The sequence below is a fragment of the Nocardioides sp. Root240 genome (assembly GCF_001428825.1).
Lineage (GTDB): Bacteria > Actinomycetota > Actinomycetes > Propionibacteriales > Nocardioidaceae > Nocardioides.
Genome location: NZ_LMIT01000016.1, coordinates 125,267 through 138,283 on the forward strand (window position 1 = coordinate 125,267; position 13,017 = coordinate 138,283).

At 72.4% G+C, this 13,017-nt stretch carries 19 protein-coding genes; 9 read left to right on the forward strand and 10 right to left on the reverse strand.

Annotated features, from left to right (window positions below):
• Window positions 1-92 precede the first annotated feature (92 nt).
• Genes ASE20_RS23445 through ASE20_RS23455 form a run of 3 tightly spaced genes read left to right on the forward strand, consistent with a single transcriptional unit; the run spans window position 93 to window position 2,398 of the window.
• Complete coding sequence (locus ASE20_RS23445) at window positions 93-1,283, forward strand: sensor histidine kinase (protein WP_056897005.1); 1,191 nt, start codon at window positions 93-95, stop codon at window positions 1,281-1,283.
• Window positions 1,280-1,915, forward strand: a complete 636-nt coding sequence (locus ASE20_RS23450) for a response regulator (RefSeq protein WP_056897006.1) — start codon at window positions 1,280-1,282, stop codon at window positions 1,913-1,915. The genes ASE20_RS23445 and ASE20_RS23450 overlap by 4 nt, the downstream gene beginning before the upstream one ends.
• 3 nt (window positions 1,916-1,918) lie before the next feature.
• The gene (locus tag ASE20_RS23455; RefSeq protein ID WP_056897007.1) at window positions 1,919-2,398 is read left to right on the forward strand and encodes a nucleoside deaminase; all 480 of its coding nucleotides are present in this window, start codon (window positions 1,919-1,921) and stop codon (window positions 2,396-2,398) included.
• Between the two features lie 96 nt (window positions 2,399-2,494).
• Here ASE20_RS23455 and ASE20_RS23460 read toward each other — a convergent pair whose 3' ends face one another.
• Genes ASE20_RS23460 through ASE20_RS23475 form a run of 4 tightly spaced genes read right to left on the reverse strand, consistent with a single transcriptional unit; the run spans window position 2,495 to window position 5,608 of the window.
• A complete protein-coding gene (locus ASE20_RS23460) occupies window positions 2,495-3,091 on the reverse strand; it encodes a TetR/AcrR family transcriptional regulator (RefSeq protein ID WP_056897008.1) in 597 nt (198 codons plus the stop codon).
• A gap of 16 nt (window positions 3,092-3,107) precedes the next feature.
• A complete protein-coding gene (locus tag ASE20_RS23465; protein WP_056897009.1) occupies window positions 3,108-3,782 on the reverse strand; it encodes an ABC transporter ATP-binding protein in 675 nt (224 codons plus the stop codon).
• Between the two features lie 15 nt (window positions 3,783-3,797).
• Window positions 3,798-4,877, reverse strand: coding sequence for an ABC transporter permease (locus tag ASE20_RS23470; RefSeq protein ID WP_056897010.1), 1,080 nt, complete (start codon window positions 4,875-4,877; stop codon window positions 3,798-3,800).
• A 59-nt stretch (window positions 4,878-4,936) separates the two neighbouring features.
• Window positions 4,937-5,608, reverse strand: a complete 672-nt coding sequence (locus ASE20_RS23475; protein ID WP_056897011.1) for a VOC family protein — start codon at window positions 5,606-5,608, stop codon at window positions 4,937-4,939.
• A 63-nt stretch (window positions 5,609-5,671) separates the two neighbouring features.
• Here ASE20_RS23475 and ASE20_RS23480 point away from each other — a divergent pair, with 63 nt between their 5' ends.
• The gene (locus tag ASE20_RS23480) at window positions 5,672-6,307 is read left to right on the forward strand and encodes a pentapeptide repeat-containing protein (RefSeq protein ID WP_056897012.1); all 636 of its coding nucleotides are present in this window, start codon (window positions 5,672-5,674) and stop codon (window positions 6,305-6,307) included.
• A gap of 20 nt (window positions 6,308-6,327) precedes the next feature.
• On the opposite strand, the gene ASE20_RS23485 is transcribed toward ASE20_RS23480, so the two are convergent.
• Window positions 6,328-6,639: a hypothetical protein gene (locus ASE20_RS23485; protein ID WP_056897013.1), complete on the reverse strand. Its 312-nt coding sequence runs from the start codon at window positions 6,637-6,639 to the stop codon at window positions 6,328-6,330.
• Window positions 6,640-6,719: 80 nt separating this feature from the next.
• The gene (locus ASE20_RS23490; RefSeq protein WP_056897014.1) at window positions 6,720-7,778 is read right to left on the reverse strand and encodes an oxygenase MpaB family protein; all 1,059 of its coding nucleotides are present in this window, start codon (window positions 7,776-7,778) and stop codon (window positions 6,720-6,722) included.
• A 52-nt stretch (window positions 7,779-7,830) separates the two neighbouring features.
• Here ASE20_RS23490 and ASE20_RS23495 point away from each other — a divergent pair, with 52 nt between their 5' ends.
• Genes ASE20_RS23495 through ASE20_RS23505 form a run of 3 tightly spaced genes read left to right on the forward strand, consistent with a single transcriptional unit; the run spans window position 7,831 to window position 9,385 of the window.
• Window positions 7,831-8,448, forward strand: a complete 618-nt coding sequence (locus ASE20_RS23495; RefSeq protein WP_056897015.1) for a TetR/AcrR family transcriptional regulator — start codon at window positions 7,831-7,833, stop codon at window positions 8,446-8,448.
• Window positions 8,445-8,921, forward strand: a complete 477-nt coding sequence (locus tag ASE20_RS23500) for a GNAT family N-acetyltransferase (protein ID WP_225869138.1) — start codon at window positions 8,445-8,447, stop codon at window positions 8,919-8,921. The genes ASE20_RS23495 and ASE20_RS23500 overlap by 4 nt, the downstream gene beginning before the upstream one ends.
• Window positions 8,918-9,385, forward strand: a complete 468-nt coding sequence (locus ASE20_RS23505; RefSeq protein ID WP_056897017.1) for a GNAT family N-acetyltransferase — start codon at window positions 8,918-8,920, stop codon at window positions 9,383-9,385. The genes ASE20_RS23500 and ASE20_RS23505 overlap by 4 nt, the downstream gene beginning before the upstream one ends.
• On the opposite strand, the gene ASE20_RS23510 is transcribed toward ASE20_RS23505, so the two are convergent.
• Window positions 9,372-9,593 carry a hypothetical protein gene (locus ASE20_RS23510; protein ID WP_056897141.1) on the reverse strand — a complete coding sequence of 74 codons (222 nt, stop codon included), beginning with the start codon at window positions 9,591-9,593 and terminating at the stop codon, window positions 9,372-9,374. The two genes, ASE20_RS23505 and ASE20_RS23510, sit on opposite strands and share 14 nt — an antisense overlap.
• A 91-nt stretch (window positions 9,594-9,684) precedes the next feature.
• Here ASE20_RS23510 and ASE20_RS23515 point away from each other — a divergent pair, with 91 nt between their 5' ends.
• Window positions 9,685-10,074, forward strand: a complete 390-nt coding sequence (locus ASE20_RS23515; RefSeq protein ID WP_056897018.1) for a VOC family protein — start codon at window positions 9,685-9,687, stop codon at window positions 10,072-10,074.
• Window positions 10,075-10,078: 4 nt separating this feature from the next.
• On the opposite strand, the gene ASE20_RS23520 is transcribed toward ASE20_RS23515, so the two are convergent.
• Complete coding sequence (locus ASE20_RS23520; RefSeq protein ID WP_056897019.1) at window positions 10,079-10,693, reverse strand: dihydrofolate reductase family protein; 615 nt, start codon at window positions 10,691-10,693, stop codon at window positions 10,079-10,081.
• Between the two features lie 67 nt (window positions 10,694-10,760).
• Between ASE20_RS23520 and leuE the strand changes: the two genes are divergently transcribed.
• Window positions 10,761-11,417 (forward strand): leucine efflux protein LeuE, encoded by a 657-nt coding sequence (gene leuE, locus ASE20_RS23525; protein WP_056897020.1) that lies wholly within the window; start codon window positions 10,761-10,763, stop codon window positions 11,415-11,417.
• A gap of 120 nt (window positions 11,418-11,537) precedes the next feature.
• Here the strand turns inward: leuE and ASE20_RS23530 are convergent, their stop codons facing one another.
• Together ASE20_RS23530 and ASE20_RS23535 are read right to left on the reverse strand one after the other, a co-directional pair.
• On the reverse strand, window positions 11,538-12,485 hold the full coding sequence (locus ASE20_RS23530) for a cation diffusion facilitator family transporter (RefSeq protein ID WP_056897021.1): 948 nt from the start codon (window positions 12,483-12,485) through the stop codon (window positions 11,538-11,540).
• Window positions 12,485-12,862: an ArsR/SmtB family transcription factor gene (locus tag ASE20_RS23535; protein ID WP_056897022.1), complete on the reverse strand. Its 378-nt coding sequence runs from the start codon at window positions 12,860-12,862 to the stop codon at window positions 12,485-12,487. Before ASE20_RS23535 ends, ASE20_RS23530 begins: the two co-directional genes overlap by 1 nt.
• Window positions 12,863-13,017 lie beyond the last annotated feature (155 nt).

Consider the following 13,017-nt stretch of genomic DNA (forward strand, 5'->3'; position numbering starts at 1 on the left):
GGAGGGGCTCCGGACGTCGGGCAGCCGGCCACCGCTCGATAGCCAATTGGATGATGCCGACAGCCACCCCGCATCCCTAGGCTGGCGAGACCATGTCACTGCTCAGCTCCGTCCGCCGACCCGGCGAGCACGGCATCCTCGCCCCGGCCGCGCGCCTGGACCGCTGGCTGCTCGTCGTGCTCGTCGTGCTGCTGGTGACCTGCGCCGTCCGGTACGTCGACCGGCACGGCCTGCACGCGACCGGGATCGCCGTGCTGGCGGGCGCCCTCGCGCTCGGCCTCGCCTATGCGACGCGCGGCCTGCTGCGCGGTCGGCCGTGGTGGCCCACCGCCTGGGTGAGCGCGATGGTCGTGCTGTGGGGGCTGCTGACCGCGGTGGCACCGTCGTTCGCGTGGTGCGCCGTACCCGTGGCCTTCGCCGTGCTGCAGGTGCTGCCCTTCTCGTGGGCGGTCGGCACGGTCGTCGCGATGACGCTGCTGCTGACCGCCGCGTGGCAGCGGCTGGACGGATCATGGGCCGACGGCGTCGACCCGGTCCAGGTGGCCGGCCCGATCGGTATCGCGCTGGTGACCGTGCTGGCCTACCGCGCGCTCGACCTCGAGTCCCGGGCCCGCCAGCTCGCGCAGGCCGAGGTGGGCGCGCTCGCCGAGCGGACCCGCCTCTCGCGCGAGATCCACGACTCCGTCGGGCAGGGCCTCTCGAGCATCAACCTGCTGCTCCAGGCGGCCGAGCAGGCCTGGGACGGCCAGCCGTCCACCGCGCGGGAGCACGTCCGCACCGCTGCCGCCACTGCCCGCGACGGCCTCGACGAGGTACGACGCGTGGTCCGCGACCTCGCGCCTGCCGAGCTCACCGACGACCGCACCGGCGAGGCGCTGGTCGAGGCACTGCGCAAGGCCGCTGCCGAGGCCGTGCAGGCCTCGCCCGGGCTCGACGTGGCCGTGCGCGTGCACGGCTCCCCCGTCTCGGTGCCGCCGGCGGTCGCCGCCGCACTGGTCCGCACCGCTCGCGGCGCGCTCGCCAACGTGCGCGAGCACGCCGCGGCCGGCCGGGCCGCGGTGACCCTGACCTACCAGCTCGACGAGGTGACCCTCGACGTCCGCGACGACGGCCGGGGCTTCGACCCGTCCGCCGTGGGACCGTCGGGCACCCGCGGGCGGGGCATCGCCGGCATGCGCGACCGGGCCGCCGGGCTCGGCGGCCGGACCGAGGTGGAGAGCGCGCCCGGGGAGGGGACGACCGTGTCGGTCTGCTTCCCCGTGCGCGGAGAGGACGTCACGTGATCCGCATCGTGCTGGTCGACGACCACCCGGTCGTCCGCGCGGGCCTGCGCGCACTCGTCGACGGGCAGGACGACCTGTCCGTCGTGGGCGAGGCCGACGGCCTCGACGCGGCCGTCGCGCTGGTGAGCGCCGACCGGCCCGACGTCGTGCTGATGGACCTCTCGCTCGGCGAGGGCAGGGCCGGAGGGGCCGCCGTGACCGCGGCCGTCCGCAGCCTCCCGCAGCCGCCGGAGGTGCTCGTGCTGACGACCTACGACACGGAGTCGGACATCCTGCGCGCCCTCGAGGCGGGAGCGCGGGGGTACCTGCTCAAGGACGCACCGCCGGACGAGCTGTTCGCCGGGATCCGTGCGACGGCGCGGGGCGAGACCGTGCTGGCGCCGTCGGTGGCGGCGACGCTGGTGCGTCGTACCACTCCGGGGGCGACGACCATCACCGAGCGCGAGGTGGAGGTGCTCGAGCTGCTCTCGCGCGGGCTCGGCAACAAGGAGATGGCACGCGAGCTGTTCGTCTCCGAGGCGACCGTGAAGTCCCACCTCTCGCACATCTACACCAAGCTCGGCGTCGACACTCGCGCCGGCGCGGTCGCCGCGGCGATCGAGCAGCGGATCATCCGCCCCGTAGGAGGTTGAGCAATGGCGATCGACGACACCGACCGGCGGCACCTCGCCCGCTGTGTCGAGCTGGCCGAGCAGGCCGTGGAGGTGGGCGACGAGCCCTTCGGCTCGCTGCTCGTCGGACCTGACGGCACCGTGCTGATGGAGGACCACAACCACGTCAGCGGCGGCGACGGCACCCGCCACCCCGAGCTCGCGATCGCCCTCTGGGCCGCGGCCCACCTCCCCGTCGCCAGCCGCGCGGCCCACACCGTCTACACCTCCGGGGAGCACTGCGCCATGTGCTCGGCCGCGCACGCCTGGGCCGGGCTCGGGCGGATCGTGTTCGCCACCTCGACCCCGCAGCTCGTGCAGTGGATGGGCGAGCTCGGCGTCGCGCCGTCGCCGGTCACGGCGCTGCGGATCACCGAGGTCGCGCCCGGCGTACCGGTCGACGGACCCGTGGAGGAGTACGCCGACGCGGTCCGCGCGCTGCACGTGCGCCACCACGCCCGCTGACCACGAAATGGCCCTCAGGGCACCACGAAGTGGGGGCCGTGGCTGCCATCACGCCCACGTCGTGGTGCCATCTCTCCCACTTCGTGGGCAGGAAGGTCAGAGGCCGGCGACGGCCGTCGCGGCGCGGTGCAGCTCCCGTCGTACGTCGGCGTGGCGGACACCCCGCGCGAGCAGGTCGGCCGACGAGCGCAGCAGGCCGGCGATCAGCTGCGCGCGCACCCGGCGCAGGGCGGGCGCCGGCGCCGGCCGGGCGGCGTGGCGGAGCAGTCCGTCGAGCGTGGCGTAGAGCTCGCGGTGCCGCTCCCCGAAGTGGGCCAGCACCTCGGGTGGCAGGTCCGTGGCGGATGCCGTCGCGTCGACCAGGGACGTGTGCGCCTCGTCGGTGATGAAGTCGAGCTGGACGTCGAGCCAGTCCGCGAGCGCGACAGCCGGGTCGTCGTACTCCCCGGTGACGGCGAGCGACCGCTCGATCAGCGGGTCCATCTCGAGGTCGAACCAGCGCTGCAGGATGTGCGCCTTCGTCGGGAAGTAGCGGTAGAGCGAGGTCCGACGCAGGCCGACCTCGGTCGCGATGTCACCGATCGAGACGGCCGCCACGCCCCGCTCGACGAACAACCGGCGTGCGGCCGCGACCACCGCGGCCTCCTGGGTCGCGACGTGCTCGGCGATCGTCGGGGCGGTGATGCGGGGCATGCGCGTCCTCGTTCGGTCAGGTCCTGGCAGCCACCTCTCCCCGGTGCAGGTGGAGGTGGCGATCGGCACGGCCCGCCTGGTCCGGGTCGTGGGTGACGACAACGGTAGCCGCGCCGAGCCTGCGTGCCTCGTCGATCAACAGCTGCATGACCAGCTCGCCGAGCTCCGGGTCCAGCGAGGCGGTGGGCTCGTCGGCGAGGACGACGACCGGCTCGTTCATCAGCGCCCGTGCGATCGCGACCCGCTGGCGCTCGCCGCCCGACAGCTGCGCGGGACGCGCGTCGAGCCGGTCCTCGAGGCCGACGCGGGTCAGCAGCTCGATGGCCCGGTCCTTCGCCGCGGCGTCCCTGCGGCCCGAGATGTGCGCGAGGATCGCGACCTGCTCGCGGGCGGTGAGCGCCGGCAACAGGTTCGAGGACTGGTAGACGATCCCGACGGCGTCACGCCGCAGCCGCACCCGCCGGCGGTCCTTGAGGGCGGTCGCGTCGGTCCCGCCGATCGTGACCCGGCCGCCGTCGGGCTGCCGCAGCAGGCCGGCGACCGCGACCAGGGTGGACTTGCCGGAGCCGGACGCGCCCGTGACCGCGACGACCTCGCCCGGCCCGACGTCGAGGTCGACCCCGTCGAGGAGGACGCGCTCCGTCGCGCCGTCGGGTACGGCGACGCTGATGTTCTCGAGGCGGAGGGACATGGCTGCTTCCTTCTCTCAGTCGGCGGCGCGCAGCGCCATCGCGGGGTCGACCGCGACGACGCGACGAATCCCGGCCAGGCAGCCGAGCAGGCCGACGACGACCAGCAGGACGAGGGCGGACACGGCGGGCACGAGCGCGAGGCGGAAGGGCACAGCAGTCCCGTCGATGAGCCCGCCGAGGGCGAAGGCCACCCCGCCGCCCACCGCGGTGGCGAGCACGAGCACGACCGCGAGCTGGCCGAGGGCGTCGCGGGCGACGTAGGACCGGGAGGCGCCGAGCGCCTTGAGGAGCGCGATCTGCCGGGACCGCTGCATGGTCCACACGATGAAGAAGGCGCCGACGATCAGCGCCGAGATCACCAGCAGGAACCAGCGGATCATCGACATGGTCTGGGTCTCGCCGGCGTATCCGGGCGACCCGGCGTACGCCTCCTCCTTGGTGACCACCTCGGTCCCGTCGGCAGCCTCCAGCGTCGTGTCGTCGTCGGCACGCAGCGCGATCGCGGAGAAGCGGCCCTTGGCGTTGTCGCCGTAGAGCAGGTGCTGCCACGTCTCGAGGCTGGTGAAGGCGATGTCGACGTGGCCGTACGACCCGGCGTAGGTGAAGCCGAGCACCGGCAGCCGTTCGTCGACCCCGACGACGGTCAGCTCGTCGCCGACCTCGATCCCCTCGTCCTCGAGCTCCTGGCTGAGCACCAGGCCGGGGGTGCCCTCGAGCGCGCCCTCCGCGTCAGGGCGCGGAGCGAGGAAGGAGCCGGCCGGTACGCCGTAGAGGGCGAGGTCGATCGTCTTCCCGCCGTCGGTCCGGGCGTTCACGAAGGAGACGCCGAGCGGAGACGCGTCGACGTCATCGCGCCCTTCCCACGGGGCGAGGTCCGCGTCGGTCAGCGTGGACCGGCTGAACGTCTCCGCGGAGCCCTGCTGCAGCACCAGGTCGGTCATCGGCAGCCGGCGCAGGCCGGAGATGCCGTCGTCCACGAGGCCGTTGGCGAGTCCGGACAGCATCGTGGTCAGCATCGCCACGAGGGCGATCACCGTGCCCACGAGCGCGAACCGGCCGCGCGCGAAGCGCAGCTCCCTCAACGCGAGGTACACGGCAACTTGTTTGTCGACACCATGTCGTCATCTTATCGACAGGGTGTCGTCATACCAAGTCAGACGACGAAGGCACAGAACTCGTTGCCGTCCGGGTCGGCCAGGACCGTCCACCGGATCTGCTCGTCCTGCGCTCGCAGCACCCGCGCACCGGCGGCGACCAGGCCGTCGACGCTCGCGGTCTCGACGTCGAGGTGGATCCGGTTCTTCACCGTCTTCGGCTCCTGCACCGGCATCAGCACGATGTGCTCGAACGGCGCGGCGGGGATCTGCTCGACCCACGACCACCGCCCCTCGGGGTCGTCCTTCGCGACGGCACCGAGCAGCCCGGCCCACCACGAGGCCAGCGCCGGCGGATCGGCGGCGTCGATGACGACCTCCAGCAGCCGCCGGTCCGGCAGGTCGGACTCCTCGAAGACGCACATCTCGCCGCCCTCGGGATCGCGCAGCACCTTCCACCGGTACGACGACAGGTCGACCGCCGACGCACCCAGCTCCAGCACCTCCTCGACCCGGTGCGCGTTGACGTCGAGGTGGACCCGCTGCTTCACGGTGACCGGCTCGGGCACGGTGTTCACCCACACCGTGTGCTGCGGTGTGGGACCGGTCAGCCGGGCGTCACCGTCGTCGAGCAGCTCGAGCTCGAGGCCGAGCACCGCGGCCCAGAAACGGCCGAGGGCAGGGGCATCGACGGCATCGATGCAGAGGTCCTTGAACGTCGCGAGGGGCATGCGGTCACGGTACGAGACCCTTGTGGAGACCTTTGTGTCGACCGCGCGCTGGATACTCGCGCCATGGCCGACCGACCCCACGCAGTCCCCACCCCGCCCACCGACTCCGAGGTGGTCGGCGAGCGATGGGACGACGCGGACCTCTCCGGGCGCACCTTCACCCGGGTGGCCTTCCGCGACGTCGACCTCACCGAGGTGAGCGCCGCCGGGGCGACCTTCGACGCGTGCTCCTTCCACGACTGCGACCTCAACGCAGCGCGGTTCTCCGACACCGGATTCCTCAACTGCACCTTCACGAAGGCGTCCTTCTTCGGGGCGCGCTTCGAGGGCTGCAAGCTGGTGGGCTCGACGTTCGACCGGTGCCGGTTCGGGGCCTTCGAGGTCGTGGGCGGGAGCTGGCACCTGGCCGGGCTCCCGCGAGCCGACCTGCGTCGTACCGTCTTCCGGCGCGTCGACCTGCGCGAGGCCGACCTCACCGGTGCGCGACTCGACGACGCGACGCTGCACCACGTCGACCTCTCCGGGGCCTGGCTGCACCAGGCAGACCTGTCCGGCGCCGACCTCCGCGGCTCGGACCTCTCCGGCCTCGACCCGGTCGCCACCCAGCTGGCCAGGGCCGTGGTCGACCTCGACCAGGCGATCGTCCTGGTGCGCGCGCTCGGGCTGAAGGTGGAGGAGGAGGTGCCGATGACCGACTGAGACGGACGTCGGCGCCCGGATCAGCCCTTCTCGACCGCCGCCAGCACCTTGTCGAGCTTGGCCTTCAGGTCCGGCACCTCGTCGAGCAGCACCAGCTTGTCGTTGAGGTCGCCGAGCAGGGTCTGCACCTGGCCGAGCACCTCACGGGTCTCCGCGAGGGTCGTGTCCACGGTGGTCAGCTTGCCGTCCACACTGGTCAGCGTGCCCTCGACCGTGGTCAAGGTGCCCTCCACCGTGCCGAGCGTGGTGTCGACGTTGGTGAGCGCGACCTCGGCGCTCTTGAGCACCTTGTCGGCGCGCTTGAGGACGTCGGCGACGGGGTTCAGGCCCACGGGTTTCTCCTTGTACGACGGGGACGACGGCGGTGTCGGACGCACACCTTCTCAGGTGCAGCGCCCGGACACGCGCAACTTCAGGCCAGTCGCCCCAGGACGCTCTCGGATTCGATCAGTCCCGCGTCGCTCGGGTCCTCGCCCCGCCCGAACACCTTGTCGTGCTGCTTGGCCCGCCACGCCAGGTGCGCCTCGGCCGGCTTGTCGTAGCCGTAGCGCTCGCGCGCCTCGGCGGGCGTGAGCACCTCGTCCCTGACCGGCGGTACGCCGAGCAGGACCGGCGCCGCGACGGGGATCGTGCTCGGCGAGAGCAGCCCGAGCAGGCGCAGCTGGAGGCGCTTGCTCACCGTCAGCGACAAGAAGGTGGCGCGCAGCACCGGCCGGACCAGCAGGTCCACCGCCCTCGGCTGGCGCACGTCGCCCATCTCGCGCATCCAGTGCGGAAGCGTGGCGATCACGCCGGCGCGGAAGAAGAAGGCGACCACCCACTGGGCCGGTGCCAGCACGCGCGGCACGTCGATGAGCTGGTTGACGTCCATCAGGTGCTTCATCGCGCGCTGCGCGATCGGGGAGCCGGACATGACCGGGCGCATCCGCGCGTAGTACGCGTGCAGCTCCGCCCGGTTGCGCGGGACGTCGGCCGGGTCGCAGGTCTGGAACTCGGCGGCCCGAGCGCACTCGGCCCAGTACGCCGCCTCCTCGGCCTCGGAGAGCCGGCCGGGACCGTACATCTCGTAGGCCTTGAGCACCGAGTGCCAGCCGGTGACCAGGATCCACAGCTGCGAGTCGGGGTCGTTGGCGTCGTACCGGCCGCCGGCGTAGGGCTCGGTGCCGATCGCCTTGCTGTGCACCTTGACCAGCACGTCCGCGGCCTGGGCCGCCGTGCGGCTCTCACCGATTGCGATCAGCGCGAAGTAGCGGATCGTCCGGTCGTAGCGGGTCTTCGGGCGCTTGTAGATGTCCTGCGTCCGGTCGACCGATGCGACCAGGTTGGGGTCGAGCTCCTCGACCACCACGGCGCGGCTGAAGCCGAGGGTGAGCGAGGTCGGGTAGGTCCAGACCTTCCACGTGACCGAGCCGGGGCCGAAGAAGCCGTGGTCCTCGGCCGGAGTGATGCTGGAGCGCTTGTTCTTCGCCATGGCACCATATTGCTACAGTTGTGTAGTAATTGGAAGAGCCTAAGGTTGCCCCATGTCCGAGCAGGCCGCGCCCCCGCGCAAGCGACGTCCCTACGCCGCTCGCGTGCCGATGGAGGAGCGCCGCACCCAGCTCCTCGACGCGGCGCTGCGCGTCATCGACCGCGACGGGTACGACGGCGTCTCGATCGACGCCATCGCCAAGGAGGCCGGTGTCACCCGCCCGGTCGTCTACGGCGCCTTCGACGGCCTCGGTCCCCTGCTGACGGCACTGCTGGACCGCCAGCAGCAGCGCGCGATCACCCAGCTCTTCGCCGCACTGCCGACCGAGACGGCGACCGACCCGGTCGCCGTCGTCGACCTGTCCGGCCCCCGCCTGCACCAGATGCTGCTCGACGACCCGGTGACCTGGCGGGCGATCCTGCAGTCGCCGGCCAACGTGCCCGAGGTGGTGCGCGCCCGGATCGAGGGCGACCGGCAGCAGGTCCGCGTGATCATCGAGCGCCTGGTCACCGGCGTGCTCGGCGAGAAGGTCGACGCCCCGGTGATGGCGCACGGGATCATCGCGCTGCTGGAGCACTTCGGCCGCCTCGTCCTCGACGATCCCGAGCAGTACGACGCCGCCCGGCTCACCGCCGCCGCGCGGGCCCTCGCGGCATCATGGACGCCGTGACCGGACACCAGGTGCGCCTCGCCACGCCCGCCGACGCGGACGTGGTGGGCCGGCTGCTCTTCGACTTCAACACCGAGTTCGGTGCTCCGACGCCGAGCGCTGCCGAGTTCGCGGCCCGGTTCACCGCGCTGCTGGCCCGCGACGACGTGCTCGTGGCGCTCTCGGAAGCGGACGGACCGGACGGCGGCGCCACCGGCTTCGCCTACCTCACGCTCCGCCCGACCCCGTACGGCGACGGGCCGCTCGCCCAGCTGGAGGAGCTCTACGTCGTACCCGCACTCCGGGACGGTGGCATCGGCACCGCCCTGCTGACGCGCAGCGTCGACGAGGTGCTCGCCCGCGGCGGGATCGAGGTGCACATCAACGTCGACGAGGTCGACGCCGACACCCGGCGGTTCTACGAGCGGCACGGCTTCACGAACATCGAGCCCGGCGAGGACTACCGGATGCTCTGCTACCTGCGCGAGCTGTGACCCGCCTGCGCCCCGCGCGGCCCGGCGAGGCCGCCGCCCTCTCCGCCCTCGCGCTGCGCTCGAAGGGCCACTGGGGCTACGACGATGCCTTCCTCGAGGCGTGCCGCGCCGAGCTCACCCTCCGCGACGACGAGCTGGCCGCGCGGCGCACCCTGGTCGCCGAGCTCGACGGCGCGGTCGCCGGCTTCGGGACGCTGGAGGGCGCGCCGCCGTACGGCGAGCTGGGGATGCTGTTCGTCGACCCCGGCGCCATCGGCCGGGGCCTCGGCGGCGCCCTGCTCGCGGCGCTGGTCACCGCGGCCCGCGACGAGGGCTTCGCGCGGCTGGCGATCGACGCCGACCCGTACGCCGAGGCCTTCTACCTCGCGCACGGGGCCGTCCGGGTCGGCGAGGTCGTCTCGGGCTCGGTCCCGGGGCGGGTCCTGCCGCAGCTGGAGCTGGAGCTGGGAGTCACTCGAGGCTGACGTCGGCGAAGATCAGCACCGGCCAGGCGATCAGCTCGCCGACGTACGACGCGGTCGCGTCGAGGCCGTGGAGCTCGCTGAGGTGCTCCCGGTGGGCGTCGGCCCAGAAGACCCCGACGACGAGGTAGGGCAGGGCCAGCCACACGCCGACGATGACCAGGTCCTGGAGCCACGAGCGCTGCTGGGGAGAGCCGTCGGTGGTCGTCATGGCGCCACGGTAGGCGACGCTGAGCACAATTACTACACCTGTGCAGTAATTGGTGGGTGCCGATGTCGGCGGTGAGGTGCAGGGTGGAGCCATGACCAGTTCCCCCCTCGTCACCGAGCTCCTCTCCGTCTGCATCGACACCTCCGACGCCGGCCGGCTGGCGCAGTTCTACGCCGACCTGACCGGCGGCGAGGTCAGCGGCGTCTACCCCGAGTACGGCTACGCCTCGGCCGAGGTGCTCGGCTCAACGCTCAACTTCCAGACCGTCGCCGACTACCGCCGGCCCGAGTGGCCGGGCCAGGAGCACCCGCAGCAGTTCCACCTCGACTTCCGGGTGCCGGAGCTCGAGCCCGCGGTCGAGCACGCCGTCGCGCTCGGCGCCACCGTGGCCGCCGACCAGCCCGAGGGCATGACCTGGCGGGTCATGCTCGACCCCGACGGGCACCCGTTCTGCCTGTGCCCGCCGCAGCAGCAGCAGTGACCCGTCAGGCTCGCCGGTAGGTCAGGTGCGTGACGTGCGGCGTCTGCCGCACGCCCACCTGCACCATGCCGAGCTCCGGGACGCCGTCGAACAGCCGGGAGCCCCGGTGGCCCTCGGCCGCCGAGAAGCCCGACACGAAGGGCGTCACGTGCCAGCGCAGCTCGTCGAGCACGCCCGCCGCCAGGCAGGCGTTGATCGTGGACGCGCCGCCGGCGATCGACACGGTGCGGTCGCCGGCGGCCTCCCGGGCTTGCGCGAGCGCGGAGTCGAGGCCGTCGGTCACGAAGTGGAAGGTGGTGCCGCCGTCCATCTCCAGCGGTGTCCGCGCGTGGTGGGTGAGCACGAACACCGGCGCGTGGTACGGCGGCTCCTCGCCCCACCACCCGCGCCACTGGACGTCGTGCGGACCCCGCCCGGGGTCGAACATGTTGCGCCCCATCACGAAGGCGCCCGCGTCCACGATCGCGTCGACCTCGGCGCGGTTCTCGTCACCGTGGTCGAACATCCACGCGTGCATCGGACCCTGGTCGAGGTCACCGAAGGGTCGCTCGAGGCACTGCCCCGGACCCGATCCGAATCCGTCGAGGGAGGTGGAGATGTCTGCGGTCACGATGCCCATGCCTGACTGACCGCCGGCGCCACGAAAACTCATCGTGACCCGCAGACCCGCGTGGGAGACTCGTCGGGTGCTGGGCATCACCGACCTGTCGACGTACCTGGTCGGGCTGGTGCTGATCATCCTGCTCCCCGGCCCGAACTCCCTCTACGTCCTCTCCGTCGCCGCCCGCCGCGGCGTCCGCGACGGCTACCGCGCAGCCGCCGGCGTGTGGACCGGCGACGCGGTCCTGATGACCCTCTCGGCCGCGGGCGTCGCGTCCCTGCTGCAGGCCAACGACGTGGCGTTCTCGATCGTGAAGTGGGTCGGCGCGGGCTACCTCGGCTACCTCGCCTTCACCATGCTGCGCGGCGCCCTGCTGATGTGGCGGGCCCGCGCGCGGGCGGTCCAGGCCGTGAAGGAAGGGGCACCGACCCCGGTCCCGAACGAGCGGCCGTACCGCCGTGCGCTGGTCATCAGCTTGCTCAACCCGAAGGCGATCCTCTTCTTCGTCGCCTTCTTCGTGCAGTTCGTCGATCCGGCCTACGACAAGCCCGCGCTGTCCTTCCTGGCCCTCGGCGCGCTCGCCCAGGTCGCCAGCGTCGCCTACCTGTCGGCCCTGATCTTCGGCGGCACCCGCCTCGCCGACGCCTTCCGCCGCCGCCGCGCCCTCTCCGCCGCCGGTACGTCGGCCGTCGGCGCGATCTTCCTCGGCTTCGCCGTCAAGCTCTCCCTCGCCCACGCCTGACCGCGAAGTGTTAGTTCTGGCAGGTCGAAGTGCCAGAACTGCGCGGTCGAGGTGTTACCTCGGGTGCCACCTCGACCCATCAGAACCAACACCTCGGCGCGCCAGAACCAACACCTCGCGCTACCAGCTGACCTCGTCGCAGGCAGACGAGCGATGGCCCTCGACCTGGAGGGTGGCGTGCTCGATCTGGTGCTGCTCGCGGAGAACGGCCTGGCCGGCGCGGAGGGCGAGCGCCGCGTCGGCGCCCTCGGCGAGGACGAGGTGGGCGGTGGCGACGTGCATGCCGGAGGTGAGCGTCCACACGTGCAGGTCGTGGACGTCGCACACGCCCTCGACCGCGGCGAGGGAGGCCGTGACGGTCTCGACCTCCATGCCGGCGGGGACGTGCTGGCCGAGGACGGCGAGCACCTCGCGGCCGAGCACCACCGCTCGTACGGCGACGAACCCGCCGATCAGGAAGGCGACCACGGTGTCCCAGATCCCGTCGCCGGTGGCGAGGATCAGGCCGCCGGCGGCCAGCACGCCGACGCTGCCGGCGGTGTCGGCGACGACCTCGAGGTAGGCGCCCTTCACGTTGAGCGAGTCCTTCGCGCCGGCCCGGAGCAGCAGCAGGGCGGCGAGGTTGACCAGCAGGCCGAGCAGGCCGACGAGCAGCATCGGGCCGGTCTCGACCTCGACGTCCTCGCCGATCCGGCCGATCGCCTCGACGACGACGTAGACCGAGACGCCGAGCATCATCAGCACCGCCAGGCCCGAGGCGAAGACCTCGGCCCGGTAGGAGCCATAGGTACGACGCCCGCTGCTGTCCTCGCGGGTGGCGATCTTGGTCGCGACCAGCGCCGCCCCGAGTGCCACCACGTCGGCGGCCATGTGGCCGGCGTCGGAGATCAGGGCGAGCGAGCCGCTGACGATGCCGACGACGAGCTCGACGACGAAGAAGGCCGCGATCAGGCCGAACGAGATCGCCAGCCGCCAGCGGTGGCGGCCGCCGGCATGGCCGGCCGCAGCGCCGGATCCGCCGGATCCGCCGGGGCTCGCCGTGTGGCCGTGCCCGTGCCCGACGCCCATCACCACTCCTCGTCGCCGTGCAGGGCGGCAGGACCGAAGTTGGCGGAGAGCACGACGGCCTCCCCGGTGGCCTCGAGCAACCGCTCGGCGGCGCGCAGGATGTCGGCGGTCGCGGCGGGGTGCGCGAGGGAGAACATCGACGCCCGTCCGCTGGGCCGCGACACGACCAGCCCGCAGTCGCGCAGGCAGGCGAGGTGCTTGGAGACCGTGGACTGGGCCAGGCCGAGGTGGTCGGTGAGGTCGACGACGCGGTGCTCGCCGAGCGCGAGGTGCTGCAGGATCGCGAGCCGGTTGGGGTCGCTGAGGCCGTGCAGCAGGCAGGCCGCCGCCACCAGGGCGTCGACCTCCGTCGTACGGTCCACCTGATTGATCGCCATATGGCGATGTAATCACCGAACGGCAACGCCGGTCAAGGTCACTGCCGTCGCCCGCAGTACGTAAAGTCTTCAACTTCTCCGGGTCACGGCGCACATTTTCGTCTACCGTCGAGGCAGGGAGGGGCCCCCTCGGGCAAGTGCGGGCGCCAGGGTGA

Coding starts and splice junctions, on each gene's coding strand:
- ASE20_RS23460 (WP_056897008.1), bottom strand. CDS start 3,091: ATGCCCCGCATCACCGCCCCGACGATCGCCGAGCACGTCGCGACCCAG.
- ASE20_RS23515 (WP_056897018.1), top strand. CDS start 9,685: ATGACCAGTTCCCCCCTCGTCACCGAGCTCCTCTCCGTCTGCATCGAC.
- ASE20_RS23535 (WP_056897022.1), bottom strand. CDS start 12,862: ATGGCGATCAATCAGGTGGACCGTACGACGGAGGTCGACGCCCTGGTG.
- ASE20_RS23445 (WP_056897005.1), top strand. CDS start 93: ATGTCACTGCTCAGCTCCGTCCGCCGACCCGGCGAGCACGGCATCCTC.
- ASE20_RS23530 (WP_056897021.1), bottom strand. CDS start 12,485: ATGGGCGTCGGGCACGGGCACGGCCACACGGCGAGCCCCGGCGGATCC.
- ASE20_RS23520 (WP_056897019.1), bottom strand. CDS start 10,693: ATGGGCATCGTGACCGCAGACATCTCCACCTCCCTCGACGGATTCGGA.
- ASE20_RS23490 (WP_056897014.1), bottom strand. CDS start 7,778: ATGGCGAAGAACAAGCGCTCCAGCATCACTCCGGCCGAGGACCACGGC.
- ASE20_RS23475 (WP_056897011.1), bottom strand. CDS start 5,608: ATGCCCCTCGCGACGTTCAAGGACCTCTGCATCGATGCCGTCGATGCC.
- ASE20_RS23495 (WP_056897015.1), top strand. CDS start 7,831: ATGTCCGAGCAGGCCGCGCCCCCGCGCAAGCGACGTCCCTACGCCGCT.
- ASE20_RS23455 (WP_056897007.1), top strand. CDS start 1,919: ATGGCGATCGACGACACCGACCGGCGGCACCTCGCCCGCTGTGTCGAG.
- ASE20_RS23465 (WP_056897009.1), bottom strand. CDS start 3,782: ATGTCCCTCCGCCTCGAGAACATCAGCGTCGCCGTACCCGACGGCGCG.
- ASE20_RS23510 (WP_056897141.1), bottom strand. CDS start 9,593: ATGACGACCACCGACGGCTCTCCCCAGCAGCGCTCGTGGCTCCAGGAC.
- ASE20_RS23480 (WP_056897012.1), top strand. CDS start 5,672: ATGGCCGACCGACCCCACGCAGTCCCCACCCCGCCCACCGACTCCGAG.